We start from the raw sequence: 14,893 nt of genomic DNA on the forward strand, positions 1-14,893 counted from the left end.
CGTCCGCATCCCGTTCGACGCCGCGAAGACCTGGGGCAAGCGCGGGCAGATACCGGTGCACGGGGAGATCAACGGATTCGAGTTCCGCACCTCGCTCTTTCCCGACGGCCAGGGCGGGCACTCGCTTCTGGTCAACAAGCAGATGCAGCGGGGCGCGGGTGCGGTGGCGGGACACAAAGCTCACTTCCGGCTGGAGCCGGACAGGGCCGAGCGCGTGGTGCGCGTGCCGGCGGAGCTGGCCAAGGCGCTGGCGCAGTCGAAGCGGCTGCAGAAGTTCTACGAATCGTTCAACCACTCGATGCGGAAGTGGATGAGCGACCAGGTGGCCGCGGGAAAGGCGCAAGCCACGCGCGTCCGCAAGGCGGAGCAGGTCGCCGAATGGTTGATGGAGGCCATGGAGGCGGAGCGCGAGCTGCCGCCGCTGATCGCGCGGGCGCTGGCGCTGGACCCGGAGGCGCGGCGCGGGTGGGAGCAGATGACGCCGGCGATGCGGCGCGGGCAGTTGATGGGGATCTTCCATGTTCGCGGAGTGGAGTCCCGCGCGCGGCGGCTGGCCAAGACGGTGCAGATGGCGGCGGAGTACGCGGAGAAACATGCTTCGCGCTCGGGCTGACGCCCTCGCGCAACTCCTGTGTCGCCCCTGAAGGGGCTCAACCGAATTGTTGGAGCTTTCCCGGCATTCCGGCGCTGCGCGCCTCCATGCCGGGCTACTTTCATTCGCCCGCTTCGCGGGCTGTTTTCGTGAGGTGCACGCATGGCGGAGTTTGCTGGCAGACGAGTGATACGCGAGTACTTGCAAACCAACGACGCGGCGCCGGAGAAGCTGTTTCCGCTGCTGTGTCCGGTGCGGGAGGCGGAGTGGGTGCCGGGGTGGGAGTACCGGCTGATCTTTTCGAGATCCGGGATCGCCGAGCTGGGGTGCGTATTCAGCACGCCCAACGAGGATGGCTCCGAGACCACATGGATAACCATCGAGTATGAGCCGCCGCGAGGGGTCGGATTCGTGTGGGTGTGGCCGGGGATGGTGACGGCCCGATTGCGTTTCGACCTTGAGGCGGCCGATGGGAAGACGCGCCTGCGAGCCCGGTATGAGTACACCGGGTTGTCGGAGAAGGGGAATGCCGAGGTCGAGCGCTACAGCGAGAAGTGGTTTGCAGAGAAGATGAAGAAGTTCGAGGCGGCGCTGAATCATTATCTCGCGACCGGGAGAATGATCGCGGCGGGGGCGTGGGAGTAGGTCCTTCGCTCCGCTCAGGATTTCGGCAGCGGGCTCCTGCTTCGCTCACGCCCGCTAAACGCTTCAATTTTCGCGTTTCATGTTTCACGTTCTGAAACGGGTACAATGCTGCGCACCATCAGGGGGTGGCTATGAAGCGGTGGATGAGTGTGACCTTGGGCGTGGTGTTGTGCGCGGCAATGGCGAGCGCGGCCGATCCGCCGGTGTTCACCAGGCTGCAGAAGCTGGTGGGCACGTGGGAGGCAAAGAGGCCGGATGGGAAGATGTCAACGACAGAGGTGACGTCGGTTTCCGCCGGTTCGGCTCTCATGATCGTGCAGCCCGATGAAGGGTATGGCTCGATGATCACGATGATCCATCCGGACGGCGATCGCGTGCTCCTGACGCACTACTGCTCGGCGAAGAACCAGCCGCGGATGGTGGCCGAAGCGATGCCGGACGGAAAGACGATCAAGTTCAAGTTCCTCGATGTCACCAACCTGAGCGAGGGACAGCCGGGGCACATGCGCGACCTCGTGCTCACGCTGCCGGATAATGACCACATGAGCCAAGAATGGCACTTCCGGGGCGCCGACGGCAAAGACGTGACCGAGACCTTCAACCTGGTGCGCAAGAAATAAGATGCGGGGGAAGGCCTAAGTCCTCGGTTGCTGGTCTCTGGTGGTTGGCTTCACCGCGAGGTACACGCGCGGGGTCTTGCGCAGCCTGCTGGTCCAGTCGAAAAAGCTCTTTAGCCAGTATTTCTGATTGAGGAGGCGGTTGGCCTGGCGGGCCTCGTCGCCCTCGAGGAAACGGGCCTGGGCATCGAGCCAGTCGCCGAGCAGCTTGCCACGCAGGTCGCTGGGGGCGATGCGGACGCGCGGGTTATTGCGGATGCGCTTCACCTTGCCGGAATCGGCGAGGGTGTAGAGCAGCAGCTCGCCGTCCTTCTCGGCGAACCACAGCGGGGTGCGGACGCCGACTCCGGTCTTGCGGAAGGTCTCCAGACTGAGATATTTATGTGCGGCGAAACGGTCCAGTGCACCCACGCATCTATTCTATCGTTACTGCACGCCGAGATCCTTCGCGGCTAAAGCCGCTCAGGATGACGCCGGGGAGGTGAATGTGCGACTGCTGGTCCATTGGATACTGAGCGCACTGGCGCTGCTGATCGTGGCGCACATCGTGCCGGGGTTCTACGTAAGCGGCCTGGGCGGAGCGCTGATCGCGGCGCTGGTGATCGGACTGATCAACGCCACCCTGGGCCTGTTCCTCAAGGTCATTACCTTTCCCCTGGCGGTGCTCACGCTGGGCATCTTCTGGCTGGTGATCAACGCCCTGATGCTCATGGTGGCGTCGGCGCTGATGAAGAGCTTCCAGGTGCGGGGTTTCTGGGCGGCATTCCTGGGCGCGATCGTGCTGGCGCTGGTGAACATGCTCTTGCGCTGGCTGGTACCCACGCGCGAACGCTAAGAACTCACGGCCTCCTCTGGAAAAGAGGCGTCCTGACGGGCGTCTCTACCGGATAGCGTTGTACTTCTTCAAAATCTCCTGAGTGCGATCGAGAGGCAAGGCCTCGACGGTGTGGCCGCGTCCGGTGACGGCGGTAGCGCGGAAGAGCGAGTTATAGATGGCTTCTTCGGTGGCCTCGATGGCGGCCAGGAACAGCGGCGACATGGCGTCGTTGGGCAGGGCCGTGCGCTGCTCGGGCCGGGTCTCGCCGTGGAAGATGCGGCGGGCGGTGGAGAAGGCGATGGCGTAGTCGCCGCTGCCGTTGGAGCCGGCCGAGCCGGTGCGGGCCAGGCCCATGATGCCGCGGGCGGCCAGGCGGCGGAGATTGCGGAAGTCGAGGGGAGCGTCGGTGGCAATCACGATGATGATGGAGCCGTCGGGGGAGACGCCCTGACGGGCGTCTCTACCGAAGAGTTTGTCGTGCCCCAGTTCGCGGCCGACGGGCGCGCCATTGATGGTGAGCACGCCGCCGAAGTTGCTCTGCACCAGCACGCCCACGGTGTAGCCGCCGAGTGAAGCGGGCAAGCGGCGCGAGGCGGTGCCGATGCCGCCTTTGAACCCGAATGCTACGGTGCCGGTGCCGGCGCCGACGCTGCCTTCTTCGACGGGACCAGACTTGGCATTGCGGATAGCGTTCAGGACGTCGGCGGAGGCGATGTGGCGCCCGCGGATGTCGTTGAGGTAACCGTCGTTGGTCTCGGCCACCAGCGGGTTGACCGACTGCACATCTTCGTTGCCGGGAAGCGAGAGCATGTAGTCCAGGACGGCGTCGGCAACGCGGGGGACAGTGAGCGTCGAGGTGAGGACGATGGGAGTCTCGATCTCGCCGAGCTCGTTGACCTGGGTGGAGCCCATCAGCTTGCCGAAGGCGTTGCCGACGAACACCGCGCCCGGGACCTTTTCGCGGAAGAGGTTACCGGGGTGGGGCAGGACGGCGGTGACGCCGGTGCGGATGTCGTCCCCCTTGATGATGGTGGTGTGCCCGACGCGGACGCCTTCCACGTCGGTGATGGCGTTCAGGGGCCCGGGGGAGAGCACGCCGACGTGGATGCCGAGGTCGCGGGCGCGGGGACGCGGCGCAGACTGTGCCAGGGCAGAAATCACAGTACAGATCAGCACCACAAAGATCCGCAGCATCAATGAACTCCTGCGATGGAGGTGGCGGAACGCAGCCGACCCACCACCTCGGCGATATGGTTTTCCTGAAAGAGTCGGATGGCGGCGATTCCGGCGGCGCCGGCGTCGAGGCAGGCCCGGGCGTTCTCCAGGGTGACGCCGCCCAGGGCCAGCACGGGCATGGGAGAGACGAGGCGGTCGGGAGGGGCGGCGCGGGCGCAGGCCTGGCGGAGAGCTTCGAGGCCGGAACCCGGACGTCCGGACTTTTCGAAGACGGGAGCAAAGACGGCGAAGTCGGCGCCCTGGGACGCGGCGCGGGCGACTTCCCGGGAAGTGTGGCAGGAGACGGCAACCAGAAAGTTTCGCGTTTCACGTTTCGCGTTTCGCGAAAGAAGGGCGCGGGCGTCGGCGGCGGAGATGTCGTCGGAGCGAAGGTGGACGCCGCCGGCGCCGACGGCGAGAGCGATGTCGGTGCGATGGTTGATCAATAACTGCGTTTCAGGTTTCACGTTTCGCGTTTCGCGAAGGGCAGCGACCGCGTCTCGGGCCAGGGATTCCAGATCACGGGCGGTGAGGTCTTTTTCGCGGAGCTGGATGAAGTCCACGCCGGCGCGGGCGGCTTCGGCGATCTTCTTCAGGAGGCGGGAGCGGCGCTGCGCCTCGGAGCCCGGGAACCGAGTACGGTCGGTGATGTAGTAAAGAAGCAAGTCGTCGGTCGTCAGTCGTCGGTCGTCGGCCAAGGCGAATCATCCGCGGGTCTTGGCGATCTCGGGGGCCTTTTCCTTGGTGGGCGGCGGCGCCTGGAGGTGGAACTTGGTGAGGCCGTTCTTGAGGGTGGCGAAGGCCTCTTCGGGAGTGTCGGCCATGCGAAAAAGGTCTTTATCGTCGGGGGAGATGGTGCCGGAGTCGATCAGGGCATTGAGATTGATGATGCGCTTCCAGAAACGGCGGCCGTAGATGATGACCAGGATCTTCTTGGCCAGCTTCTGAGTCTGGGCCAGAGTGAGGATCTCGAAAAGCTCGTCCATGGTGCCGAACCCGCCGGGAAAGATCACCAGGGCCTTGGCCAGGTAGGCGAACCAGTACTTGCGCATGAAGAAGTAGTGGAACTCGAAGTTGAGGGAGGGAGTGATGTAGCAATTGGGCATCTGCTCGTAGGGGAGGCGGATGTTCATCCCGATGGTCTTGCCTCCGGCCTCGTAGGCGCCGAGGTTGGCGGCTTCCATGATGCCGGGGCCGCCGCCCGAAGTGATGACGAAGCGATGGCGCTTGCCGGGCAAGGTCATGGACCAGCGGGTCAGCATGAAGGAGAGCTTGCGGGCGTCTTCGTAGTAGCGGGCCATCTCCACGGCGGCCTTGGCCCGCTGAACCAGCTTCTGCTCCTGGGGCGGGGCGGGAGTGCGGGAACCGTCCTTTTCCAGCAGGAGCAGCGCGCTCTCGGCCTCGGAGCGGCTGTGGAAGCGGGCGGAGCCGAAGAAGACGATGGTGTCCTGGATGCGTTCCTTGCGGAAGCGGGCCAGGGGCTCGTAGTACTCGGACATGATGCGGATACCGCGGCCGTCGGGGGCGTGCAGGAAGTTCTTGTTCTCATAGGCCAGGGGAGCGATCGCGGCCTCAGGTTTCTTCTGGTCGGTCATCGGGAACGATTCTATCCCGAGGGGCGGGAAGCAAGGAACAGGAAGCAGGAGGCAGGAAGCAGGAGGCAGGAAGCAGGAGGCAGGAAGCAGGAAGCAGGAAGCAGGAAGCAGGAGGCAGGAAGCAGGAGGCAGGCTACTTGTGGATGGATTCCTTGTAGTGGACGGCTTCCCAGATGCCGACCCAGATGTCGATGAGGCCGATGCCGGAGACGACCCCGCGGACGAAGTCCTGGATGAGGAAGGCGCGCAGGGTGGGGAAGCGAAGCAGCAAGCCGTTCTCGGACCACAGGCGGCCGCCGTCGTACCAGGGCATCACCACCAGGAACATGCCGATCTCCACGGCGAAGGCGACGAAGATGAAGAGCATGATCCGACGCAGCCAGAGGGGCAGGGGGTGGGGCGCACGCCCAGAGGCGCCGCCCGCCGGCTTCTCAAGGACAGTAAGGTTCGGGGAGGCGCTGCTCAAGGGCGAGGTCTCATGTTCGTTGGGTTCGATCGGGGGCTCCTGCTGCGGGTTGTCCCGGGTCGAGACATCCCCGCGCGGCTCGCGGTTGGGGGCAAGATCCATCCTTCAGGGATTCTACGACTTCAACGCTTTGATGCGCTCCGCGACGTCGCGATAATCGATGTTGGAACCGTATACCTCCAGGAAGCTGTCGAGAGCGGCCTTCTTGTTGCCAGCGGCCTCGTAGGCATTGCCCAGCTCGTAATGGACGGCGAGCCGGCTCTCCTCGTCGGCAGTCGGGACCTTGAGCGCCTTTTCGTACCACTTGACCGCGGCCTGGGGCACGCCCTTCTCGACGAAGCAGTGCGCCAGCCAGGTATAGGCCTGCATGACCTGGCCGAAGGGGTGTCCGCGGTCGATGGCCTGGCAGACCTTCTGCAGTTCGCCGATGGCTTCGTCCATCAAGCCCATCTCCTTGAAGGCAACGCCCAGGTTGTAATGGGTGTCAGGATCCTCGGGCTCACCCTGGGTCTCTTCCACATCCTCCTTGAATTCGTCGAAGATGTCGGCCAGGGCGGATTTGGCCTCGTGATGCTCAAGGGTGACGGCGGGCGTGGCGGCAGCGGCTGCCATCGCGGGCGCAGCGGCGGGTGCGGGCGCCGGCGGAGGTGGCGGGGGCGCGGGTTTCGCCGCAGCGGGAGGCGGAGCAGGTTTGGCGGCCGGGGGCGGCGGTGGAGGCGCGGCGGGTTTGGCGGGAGCCTTGGCGCCGCCAATGGCGAAGTCCTCACCCAGCGATTCTTCGAGGTCGAGCACGAAGTCGCCCAGCACATTGGCGGAGGCGGCGGCCGGAGGCGGAGCTGCCGCTGGCGGCGGCGGAGGGGGAGCGACCGGCTCCGGGGCTGGGGCCTCGGGCGCGGCTTCCTGGACCACGGGGATCTCGGCGACCGGGGCAGCGGGCTCGGCTGCGCCCAGCGCGGCCTCGTCGAAGACCAGGGCCTGCACGGATGCCTCGGCCGGCGCCGGCGCGGCCTCGACCGGAGCCGGTGCGGGCTCGACCGGAGCCGGTGCGGGCTCGACCGGAGCCTCGATCTTCTGGGTATCGGCGGCGGCTATGCCGGCTTCCAGCAGGGCGCGGAGTTCGGCCAGGCCGGGAGCGCCGGGCGATAGCGATTCGCACTTCTCCAATCCGGTACGCGCTTCGTCGTACATGGACTGCGAGAGGTAGAACTTGACCTCCTCCATGAGGTCGGCGATGGCAGGACCGGCGGGAGCGGGCGGCGGCGGCGGTGGAGGCGCGGTCGGGGCCTCGGTGGTGGTCATGCTCTCCCACTCACCGGACAGGTCGATCTCGTGGGCAGCAGAGGGCGGCTGGACGGGCATCTCCGCCGTCATCGCCGGCGGCTGCACCGCGACGGAGAACTCGGCGGGGGCGGGAGGGGCGGCGGGCTCCATCACGGCGGGGGCTGCCGCTTCCATCTCCGCCACCGGAGCTTCGGGCGGCGGCGCGGTCGCAGCCTGCTGGCGGTACTTCTCCGCCATCTCGAAATACTGCTGCGCTTCCTTGGTGTGGCCAGCGACGGTGTACACCTGCTGGAGGACGTCGCAACAGGCGGCCGCTTCCGGGAAGCGTTCGGCGCGGGCATAGAGCGAGGCGAGCCGCTGATTCAGCGTGACGTCGGTCGGCGCCTGGGGAAGCACGGCCTGCAACGGGCCCAGGGCCTTGAGCGGCATGTTGTAGGTATCCATCAGCTCGGATTCGGTGATGGCGGCGTTGATGGCTTCGGCGACCTCGGGGCTGTAATCCTGGGCGATGGGAGGAGCGGAGATCTCCAGCTCGTCCACCATGAAAGCCTGCGCGCCTTCTTCCGGAGTGAGGGGGCGGGCGGCCGCGTCTTCGCCCAGGCGGGCGACGATCTGGCGGTAGTTCTGCATGTGGAGCGGGTTCTCCGGCTCCATCTCTGCAAGTTCTTTGTAGAGGTCACGGCCCTGGACCAGATCGCTGGCCGCGACACTGGCATGCGCCAGAAGCTCGGTCACCTCGGTCAGATGGGAGGTGTCGCCGGTCTTGAGATAGAGGGAGCGCAGTGCCCTGAGGGCGGGAGCGCTGTCCTTGATGCGTCCGATGGTGCCGTGCAGGGCTTCGAGCAGGCCTTGCGGGTTGGCCGCGAGCAGCTTGTCGGCGTGGGTGTCGTACACTCGCAGGGCAGCTTCGAATTCTCCCTTGGTGAGCAGGGCCTCGGCGAACGAGGTCATGCCGTTGGAATCGTTGTGCACGGAGAGCAGCTTGCCGGCGATGGGTTCGGCATCGGCCGTGCGCCCGAGGGCGACATAGGCCTTCAGCAGGGCACGCAGCGCTTCGGGCCGCGAATCCAGGTTGGGGATCTTCTCCAGATTGGCCGCAGCCTTGGTGGGATCGCCGGAATCGACCGCGATCTGGCCCCGCAGCATGAGGGCGTCGGCGTTCTGGGGATCGAGGTTGATGACCTTGCCCAGGGCATCGTCGGCCTGGTCGAGGGAGCCGCGGGCGAACAGCGACTGGGCGGCGGTGAAGAAGATGTCGCGGGCCTCGCTCTTGCGGCCGAGCTTGACGTACAAGTCGGCCAGCTTGGACTGCATAGCAGCGTTCTCGGGGTCAAGCTCCAGCATCTTCTGGAAGATCTTGACCGCGTCTTCGGTCCGCCCCCCTTTCATGTGCTGGTCGGCGATCAGCACGTACTGCGAACGGGCGTCGTTGTAGAGGCCCTGCTGGGTGTAGAGCTCGGCCAGTTTGATGATGCAGTCGGTGTTGTTGGGGGTCAGCTTGGTGAGCTTCTTGTACATGGCGATGGCTTTGACGGTGAAGCCTTCGCCGGAATAGGTATCGCCCACCCGCTTGAAGTATTGCACCGCCTGCTCGGCATTGCCCACGCGGGCGTAGAGGTCGCCGATGGTGTTCAGGACGGTGAGGTCCTTGGGATCCTCCTTGACGACCTTCTCGTATTCGGAGATGGCGTTTTGAAGTTTGCCCTGCTGGACGTACTTCTCCGCCGATGCCAGTACCTTCGTCTTGTTGAAACCGAAACCGAGCGCCATAAGGATCGGACTCCGGGCCTCTCCCATTCGCACAGCGCGTCAGGGGCGGGGGGTGGGCCACAGGACGGCTGGGCAGCCTCCCTGGCCTGCAGCAGCCGGCCCAGGGAGAATGCTCTGGGAGAGCCGTAAAGTAACACAAACAAAGCCCTCACCCCAAGCAAATCGGCCCTCGGCAGGACCGGGGCGGGAATAAGGTAAAGGCCCACTTGCGCGCGCGGCAGAGCTGGAGTAAACAAAGAAGAATCCGTATGTCCAGCCTGCGTGTGCTGCTCGCCCTGCTGCTTCTGCTGTCGTTGTGCGCCTCCGCCGACGAGCGGCCATCCGCCGCCCGCCGCCAGGCCGCGAAGAAAACGAAACCTGCGACCAAAACCAAGCCCAAGGCCCCCAAGATCGAAGCTCCAAGCCCAGATTATTCGCAGGAGCCCTTCGTCTTCGAGCTTTACAAGCTCGCCTGGCGCTTCGAGAACGACGGCACCGGGACGCGGGAGCAGGTGGCCCGCATCCGGGTGCAGAGCGACGCCGGGGTACAGGCGCTGGGGCAGTTGGTCTTCGGCTACAGCACGGCCAACGAGCGCATGGAAGTGAAGTACGTGCGGGTGCGAAAAGCGGACGGCAAAGTCATGACTGCCGGCCCCGATGCCGCCCAGGACCTGCCCTCGCCCATCGAGCGCGAGGCGCCGGTGTACACCGACTTCCGCGAGAAGCACGTCACCGTCCCGGGGCTGCGTCCTGGCGAGATCCTGGAATACGACATCGTGACCACGATGCACACGCCGCTGGTGCCGGGACAGTTCTGGCTCTCCCATGATTTCGAGAAGCGAGCCATCATGCTGGACGAGCAGCTCGAGGTCGACGTCCCGCGCGGCCGTACCCTGACCTTGAAGACACAGCCCGGGTTCGAGCCCAAGACCGAGGACGTCGGCAACCGCCGCATCTACCGCTGGGCCAGCTCCAACCTGCAGCCGGAAAAGAAAGAAGAGGCCAAGAACCGGAGGAAGAAGACGGAGGGGGCCGACCGGCCGCCGGCGGTGCAGATGACCACCTTCTCGGGATGGGAGGAGCTGGGCAAGTGGTACGCGCAGATCGAGCGCGACCGGGTGGCGCCGACACCGGAGATCCGGGCCAAGGCGGAGGAGCTCACCAAGGGCAAGGCCACCGACCTGGAGAAGATCGAAGCGCTGTACGACTACGTGGCGACCAACTATCGCTATGTCAGCCTGTCGTTCGGGCTGGGCCGGCTGCAACCACACGCCGCCGGGGAGATCCTGGGCAACCAGTACGGCGACTGCAAGGACAAGCACACGCTGCTGGCATCGCTGCTGGCTTCCATCGGGATCCAGTCGGACGCGGTGCTCATCCATTCGCAACGCAAGCTGGATCCCGAGGTGGCGGCGCCCTCGCAGTTCGATCACATGATCACCGCCATCCCGCGCGGCGACGGGTACCTGTGGCTGGACACCACCACCGAAGTGGCGCCATTCCAACTGCTGCTGGCCAACCTGCGCAAGAAGCAGGCGGTGGTGATCGCGGAGGACGGCAGCACCCGGCTGGCGGAGACGCCCCCGGATCCGCCTTTTGTGAACCGCAGCGAGGCCACGGTCAACGGCAAGGTGAACGAACTGGGCAAGCTCGAAGCCCGGGTGGAGCAGCGCGTCCGCGGCGACCAGGAGTTCGTGATGCGCTTCCTGTTCCGGCGCACGCCGCGATCCAAGTGGGAGGAGCTGGCGCAACGGATGAGCGGCTGGTTCGGCTTGCAGGGCGATGTCAGCGACGTGGAAGCCACCGATCCGGCGAACACGAAACAGCCCTTCGAACTGAAATACAAGATCTCCGTGCCCAACTACGTGGACTGGTCGAGCAAGGAATCGCAGACCTACGTGTTCCTGCCGGTGATCACCGTCCCGGACCCGGGGCCGGACGCGGCCGAGTCCGCCGAGCCGATCAAGGTCGGGTCGCCGACGGAGATCGCGGTCAAGCTGCAGCTGGAGATCCCCGCGGCGTTCACCGTCCGCGCGCCGGTGCCGCTGAGCGTCACGCGGGATTACGGCGAATACCGGGCGCGGTATTCGGTCGAGGGAAACACTTTTCGCGCCGAGCGTGACCTGAAGATGCTGCAACGCGAGCTGGCCTCGAGCCGGGCCTCCGATTACATCAGCTTCCGCAACGTGATGCGAAAGGACGCCGAGCAGGCGGTGGCGGTGGAATCGAAGCTGGCAGGCGCTCCCGGTGCGCTGAAGGACGCAAAGGCCGACGAGCTGTACGAGGCCGGACTGGCGGCGTCCCGAAGCCAGAACTACGAAGTCGCGGCGCAACTGCTGAAGCGGGTGGTCGAACTCGAGCCCAAGCACAAGAGCGCCTGGAACGACCTGGGGCAGGTCTACACCGCCATGAACCGCCTGGACGACGGCATCCAGGCGCTGCAGAAACAGATCGAGGCGGAGCCTTTCCACTCGTACGCCTACAACAATCTCGGGCTGGTGTACTGGCGGCAGCAGAAATACGACGAGGCGGCCAAGGCGTTCCAGAAGCAGCTCGAGGTGAATCCGCTGGACGAATACGCCCACGGCAACCTGGGCTCGATGTACTGCGAGCAGAGCAAGTACAGCGAGGCGGTGTCGGAGCTGGAGACCGCCATCTCGCTCAAGCCCGATAACCCCAACCTGCGGGTCAGCCTGGGGCAGGCGTATCTCGGCCTGAACCAGCCGGACAAGGCCGTGGCGGCGTTTGACAAGGCGGTGGAGATGGCGCCCAGCCCGACCATCTGGAACAACGTCGCCTACCAGATGGCGGAGAAGGGCGCGAACCTCGACCGGGCACAGCAGTACGCGGAGTCGGCGGTGGCGGCGGTGGCTGCGTCCCTGCGGAACGTGAATCTCGACCACGTGAAGGTGCAGGACTCGGCGCTGGTGTCGGGGCTGGGGGCGTACTGGGACACGCTCGGGTGGGTCCACTTCAGGAAAGGCGATTTGGACAACGCCGAGAAGTACATCATGGCGTCGTGGCAGTTGATGCAGCACGGCGAGGTCGGCGATCACCTGGCGCAGGTCTACGCCAAGCGGGGCAAGAAAGAAGCGGCCATCCACCAGTATGCTCTGGCGCTGGCGGCGTTTCGTCCGCTGCCGGAGACCCGCGGGCGCCTGGCCGCGCTGCTGGGCGACGACAAGAAGGTCGATGCCGAGATCGCGAAGGCGAAACCCGACCTGGACGCGCTGCGTTCGGTGAGCGTCCCGGCCATCGGCAAGGAGGCCGCCCAGGCGGACTTCTTGGTCCTGCTCTCCGGCCCCAAAGCCGACCAGGTCAAGTTCGTGCGTGGCGACAACAAGCTGCAGGCGCTGGCGGAGGCGTTGCGCGGGGCCAGGTTCAACCTCCAGTTCCCCGACGACACCCCGACCAAGATCCTGCGCCGCGGAACGGTCTCCTGCGCCGCCGGCAAGAGCGAGTGCACCTTCACCATGGTCCCGCCGGACACGGTGAGCTCGGTGAATTAGTCGCCAGTCGTCAGTCGTCAGCAGGCTGCCGTGAGAGGCAGGACTGCTGCGCTGCTCTCCAAACATGACCTTGAGGACTAGAATTGGGCCATGGCTCAAGGCACACTCACCCAAGTCAAGGAATACGGATTCCTGCTCGACGGGCAGCTGGTGTCACGCGGCGATCCGGTCGAGGTGCACGCGCCCTATGACAAGGCGCTGATCGGGCGGACGTTCAACGCCACGCCCGCGGACCTGGAGCAAGCCATCCAGGCGGCGGTGCGCGCCTTCCAGACCACCCGACGGATGCCGTCGTTCGAGCGGCGCGACATCCTGAACCGCATCGCGCAGAAGATCCAGGAGCGGGCCGATGAACTGGCGCGGCTGGTGGCCCTGGAGGCGGGCAAGCCTATCCGGCTGGCGCAGGTCGAAGTGAAGCGCGCCGCCTTCACCTTCGCGGTGGCAGCGGAGGAAGCCACCCGCGTCCACGGAGAATGGCTGCCGCTCGACCTGATGGAGAGCGCCAGGGGGCGGTGGGGCATCGTGCGGCGCTTCCCGCTGGGGCCGGTGTCGGCCATCGTGCCCTTCAATTTTCCCATCAACCTGGCGGCGCACAAGATCGCGCCCGCGATCGCGGCCGGGTGCACCATGGTGCTGAAGCCGCCGCCGCAGGCGCCGCTCACTCCGCTGGTACTGGCGGAGATCATCCAGGGATCGGGGCTGCCGACGGGCGCGCTGAGCGTCCTGCCGCTGACCAACGAGGCTGCGGCGCCGCTGATCGCCGACGACCGCTTCAAGCTCCTGACCTTTACCGGCAGCACCGCCGCCGGCTGGATGATGAAGCAGAAGGCAGGGAAGAAGCGGGTGGTGCTGGAACTGGGCGGGAACGCGGGCGTGATCGTGCACAGCGACGCCGACCTGGAGCAGGCCGCCGACCGCTGCGTGGCCGGCGGCTTCGGCTACGCCGGGCAGACCTGCATCTCGGTGCAGCGCATCCTGGTGCAGCGCAGCGTGTGCCCTAAGTTCCTGGAGATGCTCATCCCGAAGGTGAGGGCGCTGAAGCTGGGCGATCCGCTCGATCCCAAGACCGACATCGGGCCCATGATCCGCGAGTCCGACGCGCATCGCGCCGCGGAATGGATCACGGAAGCCCTCGAGGGCGGCGCCAAGCTGCTGTGCGGCGGCAAGCGTCACGGCGCCATGCTGGAACCGACGGTGCTCACCGCAACCAGGCCCAGCATGAAGGTGAACTGCCAGGAGGTGTTCGCGCCGCTGGTCACCGTCGAGCCCTACGACAAGTTCGAGGAGGCGGTGGACATCGTCAATGATTCGCCCTACGGCCTGCAGGCCGGGGTCTTCGCCCGCGATTCCGCACTCATCTTCTACGCCTACGAGCAGCTCCAGGTGGGTGCGGTGATGGCCGGCGACGTTCCGTCGTGGCGGGTGGACTCCATGCCTTACGGCGGCACCAAGGACTCCGGCATCGGCCGCGAAGGACTGAAGTACGCTATCGAGGACATGACCGAGAGCAGGCTGCTGGTGGTGAACCCGGGGGGTAGCATCAAGTAGCCGGAGCCATCTATGCAAAGGCAGGGCACGGCGCACGCCGTGCCCTTTCGCATTTCGTACCGGTCGTTTCCCGCAACGGGAAGAACGTGCGTCTTCGCGGCAGCATTTTCGCAACCGGGAGCGGGGAGCGGCATCGAAAACGCGAGCGGGGTTGGCGAAAACAGCTCTCCTGTTTATAATTCACGTTCTCGTGACCGGCGTCACAGCATGCAGTATCGCCGGTCACACGCGACGATCGCCGCCCAGGCTCAGGGCCCGAACCAGCAGGACGCGGAGCTGCGCCGCGCCGCAACCGGACTCATACTTAGATAGTTCGACAGGATCGATGTCTCAGATCTTCCACCGCAGTACGAACACGATCTCGCGCGCCACGATCTATGGATTCGTCTTCGTGATCGGGGCGCTGGCCTGGGCCACGGCGGAGTTCCAGCGCTCTCCCTGGATCACCCGCCAGGGCGAGGCGCAATCGCAGCCGGTGCCCTTCAGCCACCAGCACCACGTGGGCGGGCTGGGGATCGACTGCCGCTACTGCCACACCGCGGTGGAAGACTCCAGCTTCGCCGGCCTGCCCCCGACCAAGACCTGCATGAACTGCCACTCGCAGCTGTGGACCGACAGTCCCATGCTGGCGGAGGTGCGCGACAGCTACCGCAGCGGCGAGTCGCTGCGCTGGAACCGCGTCCACGACCTGCCCGACTACGTCTATTTCAACCACCAGATCCACGTGAACAAGGGAGTGGGGTGCGCGAGCTGCCACGGTCGCGTGGACCGCATGCCCCTGACCTACGAGGCCAACTCGCTGCAGATGGAGTGGTGCCTCGACTGCCATCGCGCTCCCGACAAGTACCTGCGGCCGAAG

13 protein-coding genes are annotated in these 14,893 nt (G+C 65.7%); 7 read left to right on the plus strand and 6 right to left on the minus strand.

All coding sequences use genetic code 11. The features are described 5' to 3' along the window. The 3 genes from VMS96_12645 to VMS96_12655 all read left to right on the plus strand — a co-directional run. Nucleotides 1-613 (plus strand): YdeI/OmpD-associated family protein (locus VMS96_12645; GenBank protein HVP44275.1); only part of this gene is annotated, 613 nt, incomplete at its 5' end. 141 nt (nt 614-754) lie between these two features. After that, nucleotides 755-1,237 (plus strand): hypothetical protein, encoded by a 483-nt coding sequence (locus VMS96_12650; GenBank protein ID HVP44276.1) that lies wholly within the window; start codon nt 755-757, stop codon nt 1,235-1,237. Nucleotides 1,238-1,380: 143 nt separating this feature from the next. Further along, nucleotides 1,381-1,857 carry a hypothetical protein gene (locus VMS96_12655; protein ID HVP44277.1) on the plus strand — a complete coding sequence of 159 codons (477 nt, stop codon included), beginning with the start codon at nt 1,381-1,383 and terminating at the stop codon, nt 1,855-1,857. A 15-nt stretch (nt 1,858-1,872) separates the two neighbouring features. On the opposite strand, the gene VMS96_12660 is transcribed toward VMS96_12655, so the two are convergent. Continuing rightward, nucleotides 1,873-2,265, minus strand: coding sequence for a PPOX class F420-dependent oxidoreductase (locus VMS96_12660; GenBank protein ID HVP44278.1), 393 nt, complete (start codon nt 2,263-2,265; stop codon nt 1,873-1,875). Nucleotides 2,266-2,341: 76 nt separating this feature from the next. Between VMS96_12660 and VMS96_12665 the strand changes: the two genes are divergently transcribed. Next, nucleotides 2,342-2,689 (plus strand): phage holin family protein, encoded by a 348-nt coding sequence (locus VMS96_12665; protein HVP44279.1) that lies wholly within the window; start codon nt 2,342-2,344, stop codon nt 2,687-2,689. Between the two features lie 45 nt (nt 2,690-2,734). Here VMS96_12665 and VMS96_12670 read toward each other — a convergent pair whose 3' ends face one another. The 5 genes from VMS96_12670 to VMS96_12690 form a co-directional block, all read right to left on the minus strand. Beyond that, complete coding sequence (locus VMS96_12670) at nt 2,735-3,865, minus strand: P1 family peptidase (GenBank protein ID HVP44280.1); 1,131 nt, start codon at nt 3,863-3,865, stop codon at nt 2,735-2,737. Next, entirely contained in the window at nt 3,865-4,584 is a 720-nt protein-coding gene (locus VMS96_12675) for a thiamine phosphate synthase (GenBank protein HVP44281.1), read from the minus strand. The genes VMS96_12670 and VMS96_12675 overlap by 1 nt, the downstream gene beginning before the upstream one ends. Before the next feature lie 6 nt (nt 4,585-4,590). Further along, entirely contained in the window at nt 4,591-5,481 is an 891-nt protein-coding gene (locus VMS96_12680; protein HVP44282.1) for a TIGR00730 family Rossman fold protein, read from the minus strand. Between the two features lie 133 nt (nt 5,482-5,614). Then, entirely contained in the window at nt 5,615-6,049 is a 435-nt protein-coding gene (locus VMS96_12685; protein ID HVP44283.1) for a hypothetical protein, read from the minus strand. Between the two features lie 12 nt (nt 6,050-6,061). Continuing rightward, entirely contained in the window at nt 6,062-8,998 is a 2,937-nt protein-coding gene (locus VMS96_12690) for a tetratricopeptide repeat protein (GenBank protein HVP44284.1), read from the minus strand. Between the two features lie 248 nt (nt 8,999-9,246). Between VMS96_12690 and VMS96_12695 the strand changes: the two genes are divergently transcribed. The 3 genes from VMS96_12695 to VMS96_12705 all read left to right on the plus strand — a co-directional run. Continuing rightward, on the plus strand, nt 9,247-12,486 hold the full coding sequence (locus VMS96_12695; protein ID HVP44285.1) for a DUF3857 domain-containing protein: 3,240 nt from the start codon (nt 9,247-9,249) through the stop codon (nt 12,484-12,486). A gap of 90 nt (nt 12,487-12,576) precedes the next feature. Beyond that, nucleotides 12,577-14,034 (plus strand): aldehyde dehydrogenase family protein, encoded by a 1,458-nt coding sequence (locus tag VMS96_12700; GenBank protein ID HVP44286.1) that lies wholly within the window; start codon nt 12,577-12,579, stop codon nt 14,032-14,034. Between the two features lie 325 nt (nt 14,035-14,359). After that, nucleotides 14,360-14,893, plus strand: a 534-nt coding sequence (locus tag VMS96_12705) for a cytochrome c3 family protein (GenBank protein HVP44287.1), incomplete at its 3' end; no start/stop codon positions are given.

The organism is Terriglobales bacterium (assembly GCA_035543055.1).
Classification (GTDB): Bacteria; Acidobacteriota; Terriglobia; order Terriglobales; family Acidobacteriaceae; genus JAIQFD01.